Genomic DNA, 15,942 nt, shown 5'->3' on the forward strand with positions numbered 1-15,942 from the left:
TTAATGAGATTTGTTATTTGGTTTGGTGCATTACTGCCGGCATGGTATGCCTTGATCCGTCTGAGTGTAGAGATTCAGCCGGAGTGGATGCGTGAATCTTTTATTTTTTTAGAGCAGTTTATCCCTTTTACATTGACCAAATTTCCAACCGATCCGTTGAAATTTTTAACCGATTTATCGGGTGACAGCGCTTTTTGGCTTTTGGCGCTTACTCTTACTTTTACCCCTGTACGTGTATTTTTAAAACTCAATCTTATTCGATATCGCCGTTTGGCCGGTTTGTTTTCTTTTTTTTATGCACTGATTCATGCGATGCTTTTTATCGGAATCGATCAGGAATTTCATGTCGGAGGCGTCATCCATGAAGTGCTTACGAAACCTTTTATTGCATTTGGGATGGGTGCATTTGTCATTATGCTCACCATGGCACTTACCTCAACCAAAAAACTGTTTGGATTGTTTCGAACATGGCATAGAATGGTCTATATTGCCGCTGTATTGATTGTCGTTCACTATTTGATGAGTCATAAAACGATTACGTGGGACCATATTTCAATGGCGGGAGTTCTTATTTCCCTGCTGGTATTGCGGTTGATTAAGCGATGAGACACTACGACGTTATTATTCTGGGAGCAGGAGCGAGCGGGCTGATGTGCGCGGCGCAGTTGCGAGAACGCACCTCCTTAAAAATTGCGATTATCGAGGGAAATAACCGACCCGCACTAAAGCTTAAAGCATCGGGCGGAGGCAAATGTAATCTTACCAATGTTGAGGTGGACGAGACCCATTTTTTAGGGGATGAGAATCTCGTTAAACAGGCATTATCAGTATTTGGGCAAAAAGCACTTTTGGAGTATTTTAAAGCGGGCGGTTTGCGTCCGGTGATCCGTAAAGAGCGTTATTACTTTTGTCCGAAAAGCTCTGATGAGGTAATCTCGATTTTGATGGGAAAAATAAATGGGTGCGATCTTCTGTTGGGAGATAAAATCCTCTCCTTAGAGGGGGAAAATCCTTTTACCGTTACAACCGACAAAGGGAAAATTCAAGCCCGTCGAGTTGTAGTCGCAACGGGTGGTGCAAGTTACAAAGAGCTCGGGGCAAGTGATATCGGAGTAAAGATTGCTCAAAACTACGGGATTCAAACCGTGCCGTTTTCTCCTGCCTTAGTAGGCCTTACGCTCCAACCAAAAGAGTTCTGGATGAAAGAGCTTAGCGGAATCAGTTGCCCCGCACGAATCCATGTGGCAGGAAAAACACTGGATGAAGATTTGCTCTTTGCTCACAAAGGAATCAGCGGCCTCGTCGTCCTTTCCGCATCGCTGTATTGGCACCGAGGGGAGATCGTTATCGATTTCCTCCCTAATTTTGAGTTAAACGCTATCCGTCGTGAGAAAAAACTGCTTAGTACCGCATTGCCGTTGCCGAAGCGGTTTATCAAAGCGTTTTTAGAGGCTGTCGGGGTTGAAGATAAACCGTGTAATCGCTTGAATGTGGATGAGTGGGAGAGCGTTTTGCGTATTCGCAACTATGCGATGGCACCCTCAGGAACATTCGGCTTTTCCAAGGCCGAAGCGTGTCGAGGCGGAGTGGCATGCGGCGAGATTGACCCCCTCACTATGGAAAGTATCAAAACCAAAGGGCTCTATTTCATCGGCGAAACCATGGATGTGACAGGGGAACTCGGGGGATATAACTTCCAGTGGGCGTTTAGCTCCGCTGTTGTTTGTTCCACTGCAATAATGAAACAGTGATATAATCGTCTCCTGAGCTTTAGAATGAGGGACATTATGAAACGCCATCGTGTTGTTATTGTTGGTGGAGGATATGCAGGAGTTAAAGCACTCAATGTTTTGGCAATGTCAGGAATATGCGATATCGTATTAATCGATCAGCACCCTTATCACTATCTGCAGACCGATGCGTATGAATTGATTGCTAATGAATGCTCCTTGACGATGGTTTCGATCGATCTTGTGGCACTCTGTCTGAGTTACGGAGAACAGGTGCTCTACGTCAAAGACACTGTCCGTGAGATTGATTTTGACAACAAACATGTTCTCGGAGAAAGTTCAGGTCATCCGTATGACTATTTAGTATTAAGCGCCGGGAGCCGTACTGCGTATCCGAGCTCTATCCTTGGACTAAGAGAACATTCTCATGGCGTTAAAACCCTTTCGGGTTCCTTGGCATTTAAACAGCAGTTTGAACAGCGTTTGTATGAAAAAATGGAGAGTGAGGGGGGATGGCACACCGAGCCTTTTAATATCGTGATCGGCGGCGGCGGATTGAGCGGTGTCGAAATTGCTGCGGAGATGGCCTATTATGTACGGATATTTCACAGAGACAACACCCTTACCTGCGAAAATATCCATATTTTTTTAATTATTCCTCATGAAAATGTTTTGGACGGGATGGAAGCATATTTGGTCCGACACGCAACGCAGCGACTTTTGCAGCTCGGGGTGAAAATCATCAATCATTCCCGTATTACATCGGTTGATGAACATTCTCTTATTCTCAATGAAAAAGAGTCCGTTTGTTTTGATTTTATGATTTTTGCGGGTGGGATTGTTGCCTCGACGTTAACAGCAGGATTGGATGTCCCGAAAAATAAAAAAGGGCAATTAATCGTCGATGAGTATTTACGTCTCCCATCCTGCGAAAAGGCATTTGCAGTTGGAGATATAGCCGAATTACAGGATAGAAAAGGGAATTTGATACCACCTACAGCTCAAAGTGCAGTGCAAAGCGCTGAACATGCGGCAAAAAATATCATTGCACTGATGAAAAATGAAATGATGATCCCCTCTGATTTACGGATGCGAGGGACGCTTATAGCTCTGGGCGGAAAGTATGCCAGTATTTCATTGCTGGGATGGATCCGTTTTAGCGGCTTATTAGGCTATTGGATAAAGATGATAGTGATGCGAAGTTATCGTTTTCGTATCCATTTGCAGTGTGCTAAAGGGTCTGAACTGTTGCGAAAAAATAAACGTCCTTGTCGAAAGGGATTTTAATTTTTTCACAGTACAATATCACTATTAACTCATAGGAGCATGGATGATACTTTTAGCCGGACCGTGTGTCATCGAGAGCGAAGAGTCGATTTTTAAAATTGCCAAGTCGCTCGAACGCTATCAGAATGATCCTCGATTTGATTTTTATTTTAAATCGAGTTTTGACAAAGCCAACCGTACTTCGCTGGAGAGCTATCGCGGACCTGGGATCGAAGAGGGATTGCGAATACTCCAAAAGGTCAAAGACGATTTCGGTTATAAAATTGTCACGGATGTGCATGAGAGCTATCAGGTTCCTATTGCGGCTGAAGTCGTTGATATGTTACAGATTCCCGCTTTTTTATGCCGCCAAACGGATCTCCTCGTAGCGGCGGCGAAAACTGATAAAATCGTTAATATCAAAAAGGGTCAGTTTATGACCCCGGCTGATATGCGCTTTTCGGTTGCTAAAGTACTCAAAACACGCGGATGTGATGAAGTGAGTTATGAAGCATCTCAAAAATACGGTGTTTTGTTATGTGAACGGGGTTCAAGTTTCGGATACGGTAACCTCGTCGTCGATATGCGTTCATTAGTTATTATGCGACAGTTTGCACCTGTCGTTTTTGATGCGACCCACTCGGTGCAGATGCCGGGAACGGGAACGGGTAAAACAGGGGGAGACAGCTCAATGGTTCCCCACCTTGCCCGTGCAGCGGCGGCAGTCGGCGTAGACGGTTTTTTCTTCGAGACCCATTTTGATCCGATCTGCGCTTTGAGTGACGGGCCGAATATGTTAAAATTAGAGCAACTTGAAGAACTCAGTGAAACGCTTATAAAAATAGACTCAGTAAAAGGAAATTAAAAAATGAAGATTATCGAAGGTAAATTGCACGTTATTCCGGGCAAGAAAGTTGCTATTGTCAGCACGCGTTGGAACCATTTTATTGTGGATAGATTGGTTGAAGGGGCAAAAGACGCTTACGCACGCCATGGCGGATCAGAAGAAGATGTTACGCATGTTTTAGCACCGGGTGCATTCGAGTTGCCAATGGTGATCGACCAACTTTTAAGTACCGGCAAATACGATGCTATTTGTGCATTGGGTGCGGTAATCCGCGGTTCAACTCCCCATTTTGACTATGTATCAGCGGAAGCGACCAAAGGGATTGCGACGGTGAGTTTGAAACATAAAAAACCGGTCTCTTTTGGATTATTGACCACTGATACCATTGAACAAGCGATTGAGCGCGCAGGAACCAAAGCAGGAAATAAAGGCTTTGAAGCGATGACCGTTGTGATCGAAATGCTTGACCTTTACGAAGCGATTGGCGCATAATGGCGACACGTCATCAAGCCCGCATGGCGGTAGTAAGTTTATTGTACGCATACGATTTGGGTAACCAGAGTATTGCCGACTTCAGTGATGAGATTCTCGAAGAGAAAAAAATCCGTAACAAACAACGCGATTTTGCCCTTGATCTTTTCAAAGGGGTGATTGAACATTTGTCACAAGTGGATGAAGCGATTAACAAGCATCTTAAAGATTGGGATTTTGACCGTTTGGGTTCTATCGAACGTGCGACACTCCGTCTTGGAGCATACGAAATTATGTTTGGTGAACTCGATTCAGCAGTGATTATCAATGAAGCGATTGAAGTGATGAAAGCATTCGGGAGCGAACAATCTCCGAAATTTATTAACGGCGTTTTGGACGCAATCTCCAAAGACAAATAGATTACCATGCGTCTTACTAAAGAACAAGCCCTAGACCTTATTCGTCACGGCGATTTGAAAGAACTCGGAAAGATGGCGTCAGCGCGTAAGCGTGAGCTTCATCCTGAGGGAATTACGACGTTTGTCGTGGACCGTAATATCAACTATACCAATGTCTGCTGGGTTGATTGCAAATTTTGCGCCTTTTACCGTCATGGTAAAGATGAAGATGCGTATGTCCTTACGTTCGAAGAGATCGACCAAAAAATCGACGAGTTGCTTGAGATCGGCGGAACTCAGATTTTGTTCCAAGGGGGCGTCCATCCCAAACTAAAAATTGAGTGGTATGAAGATTTGGTCGAACATATCCATACTAAATACCCTACAATTACTATCCATGGGTTTTCCTCGATTGAACTCGATTTTATTGCCAAAGTTTCCCACATCTCGATTCAAGAGTGTCTTTCACGGCTTCATGCCAAAGGGTTGGCTTCGATTCCGGGTGCCGGAGCTGAGATTCTCAGCGACCGTGTCCGCGATATCATCGCACCGAAAAAAATGGATTCGCTAGATTGGGTAAATGTTCATCGCCAAGCGCATAAACTAGGGATAAAATCGACCGCTACGATGATGTACGGCACAGTAGAAACAGATGAAGAAATTATTGAACATTGGAACTTGATACGTGATCTCCAAGATGAGACGGGGGGATTCCGTGCCTTTATCATGTGGTCGTTTCAAGGGCAAAATACTCAGCTTATGGAAGAACATCCTGAGATTGAAAAACAATCTTCCAATCGTTACCTCCGCCTTTTGGCGGTATCACGTCTCTTTTTGGATAACTTCCAAAATATCCAAAGCTCATGGGTAACCCAGGGACCCTATATCGGTCAGATGGCATTGCTCTATGGTGCAAATGATTTGGGCTCAACGATGATGGAGGAGAATGTGGTTCGCAGTGCCGGTGCGGGATTTCGCATGGCAAAAGACGAAATGGTTCGTCTGATCCGTGATATTGGTGAAACTCCGGCGATTCGTAACACAGCGTATGACGTATTAGAGAAATTTGCGTGAGCTATATTAATTTGAAACACCCAAGGAGCAAAGCTCCTTTGGGCTACGCTAACGCTGAGTTCTCCTCGACGGAGAGTCCACGCGCAGTGAACCGCGCTTTTAGCAAACTTCTTTTTTTCACGATTTTATTATTAGGGCAAGCACTTATGGCAAGCACATTGGATTTTATTGAGGTCAAAGGGGTAAAAATACCCGTTATTTTCGAAGAGGAAAAACGCCTCCCCATCGTTTCGATGCAATTGGTTTTTACCGGCAGCGGCAGTATTGATGAGGGTAAACAGATCGGTTTGGCTCGCGTAACCGCCAAAATGTTGAATGAAGGGAGCCTCAAACGTGGTTCCGTCGGTTTTGCCGATGCTCTCGATGAACGGGCAATACAGCTCAGTGCCAGTGCCGGCAATGAGACGTTTGTTATCGAACTCGGAAGCCTTAAAGAGGAGTTTGATAGAGGACTTTCATTGCTGCGTGAGCAGCTGAGCGAACCTAATTTTACCCCAAAAACATTAGAGAAAATCAAAACAATGACCCTCAGTGATATTTCTCGCAAAGAGGCTGATTTTGATACGGTTGCCTCTGATGAACTCAAAGCAGTGTTGTTTGAAGGGACGCCGATGGCGACCCCAAACATCGGAACCAAAGCAAGCATCGGCGCTATAAAACTCGATGACGTGACCCGTTTTGCAACGTCTCATTTTGTCCTTTCAAATGTCCTGATCGTTATGGGCGGTGATATAAATGTCAGTGACGCAAAACAAAAAATCGAATCAGTATTGAGTATTTTGAAAGTCGGGAAAAAGGGTGAAGAGCGTTATTATGAACCTCGTAAAGATCCTAAAGAATCGATCCTGAAACGCCCGCATACCGAACAGGCTTATCTCTATTTCGGTTCTCCGTTCGCGATGCGTGAAGGTGACAGTGAATTTTATAAAGCCCGCGTCGCAATGTTTATCCTCGGTTCCAGCGGTTTTGGAAGTCGCTTGATGGAAGAGATCCGGGTCAAACGTGGTCTTGCTTATTCCGCCTATTCACGTCTATCCGTTGCCAAAACCAACACCTATTTCAGCGGATATCTCCAAACCAAATTGGAATCCGGTGATGAAGCGAAAAAAACGGTTGTCGAGGTAATCGATACTTTTGTTCGTAATGGGGTAACCCAAGGTGAACTGGATCAGGCAAAAAAGTTTCTTTTAGGATCAGAACCGCTTCGTGTGGAAACTCTCTCTCAACGTTTGGGTCGAACATTTAGCGAATATTATTCCGGTAAACCGCTCGGTTCGAGTGTGCAGGAGTTAGAATCTATCCGTAATCTTAGCCTTGATGAAGTGAACGATTTTATTAAACGTCATAACGAAATTACAAACCTTAGCTATGCTATCGTTACCAAGTGAGGACGGTGACAAGTTTCACCGTCTAGGGGTCGGGAGTGTCACCGCTCTATCGCTTATCGCCCCAATTTCTTTCGAAGATCGCCGTTTAAGCCGTGAACTTCTCCATAATGCTTATTGTGTTATTGATGCGACAGTAGAGCACGTCGTACGTACCCCCAAAACTCTCAAAATCACTTTTTTTGCCCATAACCTTGATAGCGTAATCGATGGAATAATTTTTAATCCAAAGCCCTATATGATTCATCAGTTTCCTAAAAATGAGAGAGGTTATTTTTACGGAAAAGCTCAATGGGAGTTAGGAAAGTGGACGATTGTTCATCCGGTTAAAATCAATGCGGTCGGATCTCTTGTTCCCATCTATAAAACTCCCTTACGCATCGATGTGATGCGCCGCTTGATTGAGAAAACGATCACAGTAAATAATCTAATTCAGGACGGGCTTCCTGAAAAAATAGCACATGAACTCTATACTATCCATTTCCCTGATATCCCCAAACCCTTGAGTGAACAACAGCTTCATGCTCTAAAATTTGGAGAGTTATTTGAATATATGCGCCGTCTTCGAAATAAGCGCCGTTATCATAAAACCGCTTATCGTGCTTCGGGAGACGAACGCGCTTGGATGAAAACACTTCCGTTTGAACTGACAGAGGACCAAAAGAAAGCGATTTCCGAAATAAAAAATGATCTCTCAGGTAACAATGCAGCAAGAAGAATGATTGTCGGAGATGTCGGATCGGGAAAAACGATGGTGATATTGGCTTCGGTTGTTTTGATGCAACCACACCGCTGTATTTTGATGGCACCGACAACGATTCTCGTCGCACAGCTTTATGAGGAGGCGCAAAAGTTTCTCCCTGATTTGCGAATAGCATTGGTGACCAATGCAACGAAAAAAGGCTCGCTTGAGGATTATGATTTTATCATCGGTACCCACGCACTTCTTCATCGGCCTCTCCCGGAAGCGGGATTGGTAATGGTAGACGAACAGCACCGTTTCGGTACTGCTCAGCGCCATGCCCTAACCAAGCTCACTGAAAATGATACCTCGCCACACTATCTCCAATTTTCCGCCACCCCGATCCCCCGTACACAGGCGATGATTGATTCGGCACATATTGATGTGAGTCTGATTGTCCAAACTCCGTTTACGAAAAATATTGCTACTCGCATCATTGGTAAAAGTGATTTCACAAAATTATTAGAGCATATTCGCTCCGAAATAGCCCAAAACCATCAAGTCCTTATCGTCTATCCACTGGTAGAACAGAGCGAAACTATCAACTACCAAAGTATCGATGAAGCACGGGGATATTGGGAAAAGAATTTTGATAATGTTTATGTTACCCACGGAAAAGACAAAGAGAAAGAGGCGGTATTGATGGCGTTTCGTGAAAAGGGGAATATCCTCCTTGCCACTACGGTTGTGGAAGTAGGTATTTCTTTGCCTGCATTGTCGACGGTTGTGATTGTCGGAGCAGAGCGTTTAGGTCTCTCGACGCTCCATCAACTTCGCGGTCGGGTAAGTCGGACGGGATTGCAGGGGTATTGTTATCTTTATACGAATAAAAGCGGCAAGAATGAACGTTTAGAATCATTTAGTAGCTGTAATAGCGGTTTTGAGATTGCGGCACTCGATTTGAAATTTCGTTCAAGCGGCGATTTACTGGAGGGGAGTATCCAAAGCGGTAAAGCGTTTCGATGGGCGGATATTGCTGACGATGAGGAAATTGTAAAAGAAGTTAAAAAGTGGTTAGATAATAATCATTCTGCCCTCACACCAAACCAAGAGCAAGGTCGCTTGCCGTAGGGCAAAAGCGTACCGCCAGCGTTCTGGTGTGAGGGCGATTTTCTTTTGTTTCTTTTCTTATGAAAAAGAAAAGAAAGAGTCTTTAATACAGTCCAAACCGTCCGTCGCCACGTTTGTACATGACACGCATTTTCCCGTCATTGTCGTAAAATACTTCGAAAACTTTGGTACTCTCTTTGAGTTTTTCTACTATTTCCGCAACCTCTTGGGGTTTATACAGCACCAACTCGGTCGGAACGATTTCGTCTTCCATCGTTTCACCGACCGCATGTAAATCAACAGACACAGCGGCAGCATTTTTAGCTTCATTAAGCCCTTCGTTTTTATGATCGGAAATCCGGTCATGCAAACGGCGGAGCGCTTTTTGGGCACGATCGATCGCAATGTCGATTGCTGCGTAGAGATCATCGTCACGCTGGGTAATGACGATGGTGTTTTTTCCGGCTACGTTGATTGTAAATTCGATCGTAACCCCTTTTTTCCGTTCATTGGCCGAGGCAACGGCATTGACACTGATAAGATCGAGATGAAATTTGCTGAGAGTATCGATAGAGTGCATCAGATGATCTTTGATTGCATCGCTGAGCTCGATGTGGCGTCCGACGAGAGAGATATTCATAATTTGACCCACCTTGTAATGATATGTGAAGGAAGTTTGATTATAACACACAAAAAACAAACGTCAAGACTTTTAAGTCAAAAGCAAACCGATAAGTGCAAAATAATTATTAACGTATTTTAATGATTCTTTAATCTACATAGCACTACAATCGAAATATGGCGTCTCCTCTATATATGTTTTAGAAAAGAGGGACAATGGTCGATAGTATCGGATATTAAGAAGTATTGGGCATATAGTTAGTTTCTACCGAGCCCTGAATGTGTGTGTACTAAAAATCCCGAGGAGGATTACATGAGAAATTTTAAACTTATTGCACGACTAACCGCCGTTTTTACTGCGGCGATGATAGTTGCTGTCTCAGGATGGGGTGCAGCTTCTTATGTAAGCGGTGCTACTGCGGCTCAACTGGCAGCTCAAATTCAAGGGCCGGGTATCACAATTACCAATCCCCAACTTAAGAGAGGAAAAGCTTCTCAGGCGGGGACATTTTCGAACGGGATTGCGGGGGCAAAGTTAGAAGTTGATGAGGGGATTATTTTAACGGGTATGAGTGTTAATGAATCTTTTACCACAAATAGTTCATGGCGTACATCACTTGATAATTCCGGCAGTTCAACAGATGCAGATCTATTGGCGATTGATGCAAAGGCAAGATACGATACGGTGGTGTTTGAATTCGATGTTACCCTGGGAGCAAATACACGGCTTCTGATGGTCGATTATCAGTTTGCATCGGAAGAGTATAACGAATATGTCGGATCGCAATTTAATGATGCATTTGGCTTTTTTGTTTCAGGGGGAGATTTAACCAAAACGTATAACATCGCACGAGTTGTGGATGATTCGACGATTGTAACAACGGCTAATATTGAAAACTACGTTCCGGTAACGGTTAATAATGTTAATAATGGAAGCGTCGGCATTTATGATGATACTACACCTCAAATTTTAACCAATTCTCAATATTTTATTAACAACTGTGTAAAGGGGACTGGTGTTCCCAATTGTACTCAATCACAAGCTCCGGTAGATGTCGAATATGACGGGTTGACGCATAGACTGCACGCGACATTGGATAATCTCACTCCGGGGGTTACCTATCATTTTAAAATGGCATTGGCGGACACCGGTGATAGTCAATGGGACACAGGGGTGTTTGTCAATAAAATCATGGGGATTCGCGGACCGCAGCTTTGTTATGACTATGCTTACAAACAAAACAACCAGTTTATAACCAATAAAACATATATTGGGCAAACGCCACAAATAGATAGTACCGTGTTCCCAAATACCGTTGTACCGGTTTCAATCTACATTAAAAATGTGGAAACGTCTGAATTGACAGCCCAAAATTTAAAAATGAGCATTAATGATATCAATATAAGCCAAGCGGTTTATTCACCAAACAGTGTCAGTCTGATCGCACCGAATCAAATGACGGCAACATCGATTCCGGATAGCACAAATGGTATGAGTGTAGCTGACAACTATATACATGATATTCCGATCGGGCAATTAAAATCCAATGAATATTTTTACCTTGGATACAGTTTGATGCCATCTGTTAATACGTTAAAAATGCCGCTTAATGCTTCTTTGAGTTTTGATTTGAGTGTTCAGGGGGTAACGATCCCGTACAGTTATACTTTGGGAAGCAACAAAGTTCCAATGTGTGCTTCTACGGTTTCATATCAGCCCACACCGGGTATCTTTAATATGGTAGATAAACAGCTGAATACGGGGACGTTGACCGCAGGATCGACAAATGTCAAATACAATCTTCCGACACAAATAGCGAATCGTCCGACGGAGATGAAGCTGGTCTCATTTGATCCAATCAGTACTAATATTGTAAAAGCGACCAATACGGTTGTCGCGGTCGAGATGATTGATGCCGGCGGATATTTTGAGACCAATGCGTCCTGCTCGGATCCAAGGAGTGCCATTACCCCAAGAGCATGGGTAAAAATTGGAAATTTCGATGCAAATACGACCAATGTAAATTTTGATAAATCACTTTTGGGAACAGGGATGAATATCGGTGTGACCGAAAGTCAATTCTATAATCAAGTGCGTGAAAATGTTGCATACCGAATGAGCTATAACTTGGATGATAACAACGGCTCGGTTCAGGTAGAGACGTTGGCAAATGGAAAATCAAAGTTGAAATATTTTACAACGTATGCCGGTGAGAAGTGTATGGTAGACATTGATGGAAATCCAAACAGCAATGACACCGTACCTCAGTGGTGCGGAAGTAATGGCGGCGGTCAAGGTACCGGGATGTCACCTGCTGAATTACAAGTCTGTATGGAGTGTATTTACGGAATGAAAACGCGGGTAGTATGCTCACGGGATAACTTTGCCGTTCGTCCCGAGGCGTTCAATGTACAGATGAAAGATCCAACAGGATTGGGTGCTATTCCCTCGGACGCAAATATTTCGGCTGGGTATATGTATAGTTTTGATGCCAATGCTACCAATCATATTGATTCGACTCCGACACCGGGATATGTTGCTTCCTTCAGCAGTACACAAAGTTCAGCTGATAGAAATGTAACCTTGGCTTGGGAACCTAACGGACATGTGGTGACCGGTTGTAATGATATTACCAGCCCGTTTCTTGAATTTTATTTTGTTGACGGAAAAATTACCAATCAAACGCGCAATCACAATAATGTCGGAAGATATGTCTTACAAGCAAGGGATAAAAAATGGGCCGCAGTGGATCAGGCACCGATGAATCATCATGTCGGAAACACGAATTGGATTTCCGGAAACGATTGTGCCGTAGGGGGTGAAGTTCCTCTTTATGATGCTGTCAATAATACGTACAATCTGAATATGGTTGGATGTGAAATTTCTTCGAACCATTTGAATCATAATACCGGAGTGAAGTACAATGATTCGAATTTAACATTTCATCCTTATCAATTTGGAATGAGCGGAAGTTTTAGAATAGGGGAGGGAAATAGTAGTTCCGTTCCACCTAATATTGCCCTCAATACCGGAGATATAAAATTTGTTTATATGGCAGATATTAATAACTCTAATGAAATGAATATGTCGGTACGAGGCGATTATCAAATTACTGCACAAGGTGCAACCAATGGTGCCTTAAGTAATTTCGTACGCAACTGTTATGCAAAAGATATGAATATTACCCTGAACCGTGTCCACAGCATAAACCAAAATCTGTCAAATTATCAAGCGCGCTTTAGCGATAAAAATGTCTCGACCGGGGTTGTTTTACAAGAGCACAATACAACGGTCGTTCCGTTTGGGAATAAATGGTTACGCACTGCCGATGACAGTAATTTTACCAAAGACGGTGCCGGAACTCTAAAAACTGAGGTTCGGCTTAATTATGATCGTAATAGTTTTGTCGTAGTCAACCCTATTACTGTCACCTTTGGCGATTTTGGTGTCAGCTGCGCAAATCCAGCGGAGTGTCAGCATCGAGCCGATGGTCTCACTTCGCATGAGCCGACAGGTAATACGGTGACAAATTTTAGTGTAGCCCACTATTATGGTCGTGCACAAGGGCAGTATACACGTATCCGTTCTCCGAGGGCTCAGGTAAATGCCTTCGGGAATGTTCGTGTAAATTTTGAAGTATTCTGTGGGGATGACGGCGTAAGTAATTGCAATCTCTTAGGTATTGTCAATGCAAATCCTCTTTTGCTCCCAAGCGGAAGAGTCGCATTACGGGGAGATGACAGAGATTGGTATCTAAATCTCGATCATAATGACGTAGATCCGACCAATGCCGCTAATCATGCTGATCACTATTTGAATCCTTACGGGAGAGCAGACCTTGATCTAACGGCGGTTGGGTCAACTAAGGTGACGAATGCCGTAACGATTTCACGGGCATCACAAAATGGGATTAATGGTATTGTCGTAACACAAACAAAAACAGGTTTCGAACGCTACGGCGTCAACTATAGCGGTCAGAATGATTATCCCTATACCGTACTGATCCAAAATACTCCGTCTCCATGGCTGGTGTATAATCGTCCAGGAGATTTAAATCCAAATAGCAATGAGTATATGTTAGAATTTAACAAAGAGAGCGGATGGATTGGTGAAAGTAAATCGAATCAAGCAACCGATAACGATGCCGCCATTAACTCCAGCAGGAGGATCATGTGGTAAGACGCAGCGCTTTTACTTTGATTGAAGTCATATTAGCATTGGTGATTATAGGTATTACGGTGTTGACCGTACCGATGATTATCCAAGTTAATACGGCCAGTACACAAGGAAGTTTGAACCAGGAAGGGATATTTGCGGCATCAGCCAAGCTTTTGCAAACATTGAGTTTCCCATGGGATGAAAATGCAAACAATGCAGAGTTGGCGGCAGAGGGGGCTGATGTATTGGCAGGTGTGGTTAAGGTTACAGCGAATGCGAATACCTCTCCCACGTTTGATGTAACCAATGCTAACAATAGACCCGGATTGATCAGTCGCCAGACACGCAGAGATGGATTTGGAATAGCAGTTGATGTTTCAAATATTGGAAATGATAACCCCAGTCTATTGGTGCGGGGGATTGACGATTTTAACGGACAGGCATCCAATGTCGCAAATGACAAAGGACTTGCCGGAGCAGTGGTTGTTGATGCAGCGGCGGGATATAAGGCAAACTATACTATGACGACAGCGGTGAACTATATTGATGATCAAATAAACTCCGCAGGCGGAACGATCAATTATAATACTCCGAACCCGCTTGTTGCGAACACTTTTGTCCTTTCCAATACACCGGTTGCGGGGCCGACCAATTTACGGATGGTCAGTATTTCAATATTCGGTCGAGATGACGATAATGACGGTAATCCGGATCTGATTAGTGTACTAAATGCCTACGCTGCCAATATCGGTGAAACCAAACCCTACAAAAGAAGATACTGATGAAAAAAGTAAAACATGCTTTTACGATGATTGAGCTTTTGATCGTTATCGTGATAATGGGGATACTGGCAAAATTTGGAACCGAACTACTGCTAAGAACGTATGAAGATTTTGTAGTCGGAACCATGAACAACCGTCTATTATCCCAAAGCGAAACAGCGGTAACTCAGATTGCCAACCGTTTACAATATCGGATTCGTGAATCGATGGTGGTTCGTCAAAATGGCGGGGCACCGACAGCACTTTCAACGACCAATGATGTAGCGGGTAATGTTGTTTTTGAGTGGATCGGGTATGATGTTGACGGGATGCGCGGAGATGGAGCAGGTACCGCATCGACGTGGAGCGGTTTTATCGATGTGGATAACGGGCTTGGATCGACCAATAATCTAGTCTCTCCGGGAAGTGACTGGAATCGTATCGCAGGTGTTATTACTTCCCTTGCTCCATCAGGAGTAGCATCACCTGCCCTTTTCTTTATAGGGGATGAGACAATCAATGTTTTAACCGGTTTTGGATGGCAAGGGGTTTTGGGAAATCAAAACGTTAATATGCATCGGATAAACATAGGAGGAGGAATTGATCAATTTTCCCCTGTTGTCGGTACCGGTACTTTCGGAGGGGTTAATATTTATGAGTATTATCGGTTGGCATGGACTGCGTATGCTTTGGAGCTCTTTACAGATGTGGATGGCCGTCAAAAACTTCAATTATGGTACGATTATCAGCCATGGGATGGAGAAACATATCAGCAAGGCACCTCTCAAATATTAATGGAAGATGTTAGTTCAATAGCGTTTGCAAGTATCGGAGATACGTTAAAAGTGCAAGTGTGTGTAAGCGATAATAATCTCTCCGGAGGAACAGGAGCGTTTTCAGTATGCAAAGAAAAAACTATTTATTAAACAAACGTCCGGGATTTGCCATGATTATGGCAATATTTTTGATGGTTTTAATCGGCGGGATGATGGCGGCATCGATATCAATGGCAGGAATTTCGACCAATCGTACGCAAGATGATTATCTGCATGAACAAGCACAGCTGTTGGCTCGCAGTGCAACAGAATATGCAATCTTGGCTGTCTCAGGGCATGAAGTAAATACGACGAACGGGTGTATCAATAGGATTAACATGGTCTATCCTACTGCAGCCAACCCGATGTTTAACATTGGAATTGATTTGCAATACATAATGTTTCATGATGTGGGGGGAGTTCTAACCGTATATGGAGGGTGTACTCCTATTGCCGGCACCGGGGGAATTGCTCAAACACCTGAGTCTAATGGAACTGTGCTGATGGATGTTACAGTTACAAGCAGTAATCAATTAAATCTTACCGAACCAATCCGCTATGAACGAAGAACATTACAAAAACTATAAGAAAATATGGGTTAAAGAGTTACCCCAATAAGGGGT

14 protein-coding genes are annotated in these 15,942 nt (G+C 43.6%); 13 read left to right on the forward strand and 1 reads right to left on the reverse strand.

The genetic code is table 11. The features are described 5' to 3' along the window. The first annotated feature begins 3 nt into the window (after nucleotides 1-3). The 9 genes from PHI47_RS02565 to recG are packed head-to-tail and all read left to right on the forward strand — an operon-like array spanning nucleotide 4 to nucleotide 8,984. Nucleotides 4-606 (forward strand): ferric reductase-like transmembrane domain-containing protein, encoded by a 603-nt coding sequence (locus tag PHI47_RS02565; RefSeq protein ID WP_299933438.1) that lies wholly within the window; start codon nucleotides 4-6, stop codon nucleotides 604-606. After that, the gene (locus PHI47_RS02570) at nucleotides 603-1,751 is read left to right on the forward strand and encodes an aminoacetone oxidase family FAD-binding enzyme (protein ID WP_299933440.1); all 1,149 of its coding nucleotides are present in this window, start codon (nucleotides 603-605) and stop codon (nucleotides 1,749-1,751) included. Before PHI47_RS02565 ends, PHI47_RS02570 begins: the two co-directional genes overlap by 4 nt. Nucleotides 1,752-1,787: 36 nt before the next feature. Then, complete coding sequence (locus PHI47_RS02575; protein WP_299933442.1) at nucleotides 1,788-3,017, forward strand: FAD-dependent oxidoreductase; 1,230 nt, start codon at nucleotides 1,788-1,790, stop codon at nucleotides 3,015-3,017. A 43-nt stretch (nucleotides 3,018-3,060) separates the two neighbouring features. Beyond that, entirely contained in the window at nucleotides 3,061-3,861 is an 801-nt protein-coding gene (gene kdsA / locus PHI47_RS02580) for a 3-deoxy-8-phosphooctulonate synthase (protein WP_299933444.1), read from the forward strand. A gap of 3 nt (nucleotides 3,862-3,864) precedes the next feature. Then, nucleotides 3,865-4,335 (forward strand): 6,7-dimethyl-8-ribityllumazine synthase, encoded by a 471-nt coding sequence (gene ribE / locus PHI47_RS02585; RefSeq protein ID WP_299933446.1) that lies wholly within the window; start codon nucleotides 3,865-3,867, stop codon nucleotides 4,333-4,335. Next, nucleotides 4,335-4,733: a transcription antitermination factor NusB gene (nusB, locus tag PHI47_RS02590; protein ID WP_299933448.1), complete on the forward strand. Its 399-nt coding sequence runs from the start codon at nucleotides 4,335-4,337 to the stop codon at nucleotides 4,731-4,733. The genes ribE and nusB overlap by 1 nt, the downstream gene beginning before the upstream one ends. 6 nt (nucleotides 4,734-4,739) lie before the next feature. Then, the gene (locus PHI47_RS02595; RefSeq protein WP_299933450.1) at nucleotides 4,740-5,786 is read left to right on the forward strand and encodes a dehypoxanthine futalosine cyclase; all 1,047 of its coding nucleotides are present in this window, start codon (nucleotides 4,740-4,742) and stop codon (nucleotides 5,784-5,786) included. A 38-nt stretch (nucleotides 5,787-5,824) separates the two neighbouring features. Beyond that, nucleotides 5,825-7,174: a pitrilysin family protein gene (locus PHI47_RS02600; RefSeq protein WP_299933452.1), complete on the forward strand. Its 1,350-nt coding sequence runs from the start codon at nucleotides 5,825-5,827 to the stop codon at nucleotides 7,172-7,174. After that, a complete protein-coding gene (gene recG, locus PHI47_RS02605) occupies nucleotides 7,155-8,984 on the forward strand; it encodes an ATP-dependent DNA helicase RecG (protein ID WP_299933454.1) in 1,830 nt (609 codons plus the stop codon). The genes PHI47_RS02600 and recG overlap by 20 nt, the downstream gene beginning before the upstream one ends. Before the next feature lie 82 nt (nucleotides 8,985-9,066). Here recG and raiA read toward each other — a convergent pair whose 3' ends face one another. After that, complete coding sequence (gene raiA / locus PHI47_RS02610) at nucleotides 9,067-9,603, reverse strand: ribosome-associated translation inhibitor RaiA (RefSeq protein WP_299933456.1); 537 nt, start codon at nucleotides 9,601-9,603, stop codon at nucleotides 9,067-9,069. Between the two features lie 294 nt (nucleotides 9,604-9,897). Between raiA and PHI47_RS02615 the strand changes: the two genes are divergently transcribed. Genes PHI47_RS02615 through PHI47_RS02630 form a run of 4 tightly spaced genes read left to right on the forward strand, consistent with a single transcriptional unit; the run spans nucleotide 9,898 to nucleotide 15,906 of the window. After that, nucleotides 9,898-13,764, forward strand: coding sequence for a choice-of-anchor L domain-containing protein (locus PHI47_RS02615; RefSeq protein WP_299933458.1), 3,867 nt, complete (start codon nucleotides 9,898-9,900; stop codon nucleotides 13,762-13,764). Further along, a complete protein-coding gene (locus PHI47_RS02620) occupies nucleotides 13,758-14,525 on the forward strand; it encodes a prepilin-type N-terminal cleavage/methylation domain-containing protein (RefSeq protein WP_299933460.1) in 768 nt (255 codons plus the stop codon). Before PHI47_RS02615 ends, PHI47_RS02620 begins: the two co-directional genes overlap by 7 nt. After that, nucleotides 14,525-15,430 (forward strand): type II secretion system protein, encoded by a 906-nt coding sequence (locus PHI47_RS02625; RefSeq protein WP_299933462.1) that lies wholly within the window; start codon nucleotides 14,525-14,527, stop codon nucleotides 15,428-15,430. Before PHI47_RS02620 ends, PHI47_RS02625 begins: the two co-directional genes overlap by 1 nt. Then, nucleotides 15,406-15,906 carry a type II secretion system protein gene (locus PHI47_RS02630; protein ID WP_299933464.1) on the forward strand — a complete coding sequence of 167 codons (501 nt, stop codon included), beginning with the start codon at nucleotides 15,406-15,408 and terminating at the stop codon, nucleotides 15,904-15,906. The genes PHI47_RS02625 and PHI47_RS02630 overlap by 25 nt, the downstream gene beginning before the upstream one ends. The last annotated feature ends 36 nt before the right edge of the window (nucleotides 15,907-15,942 follow it).

It is taken from the genome of Sulfuricurvum sp. (assembly GCF_028713855.1).
GTDB lineage: Bacteria > Campylobacterota > Campylobacteria > Campylobacterales > Sulfurimonadaceae > Sulfuricurvum.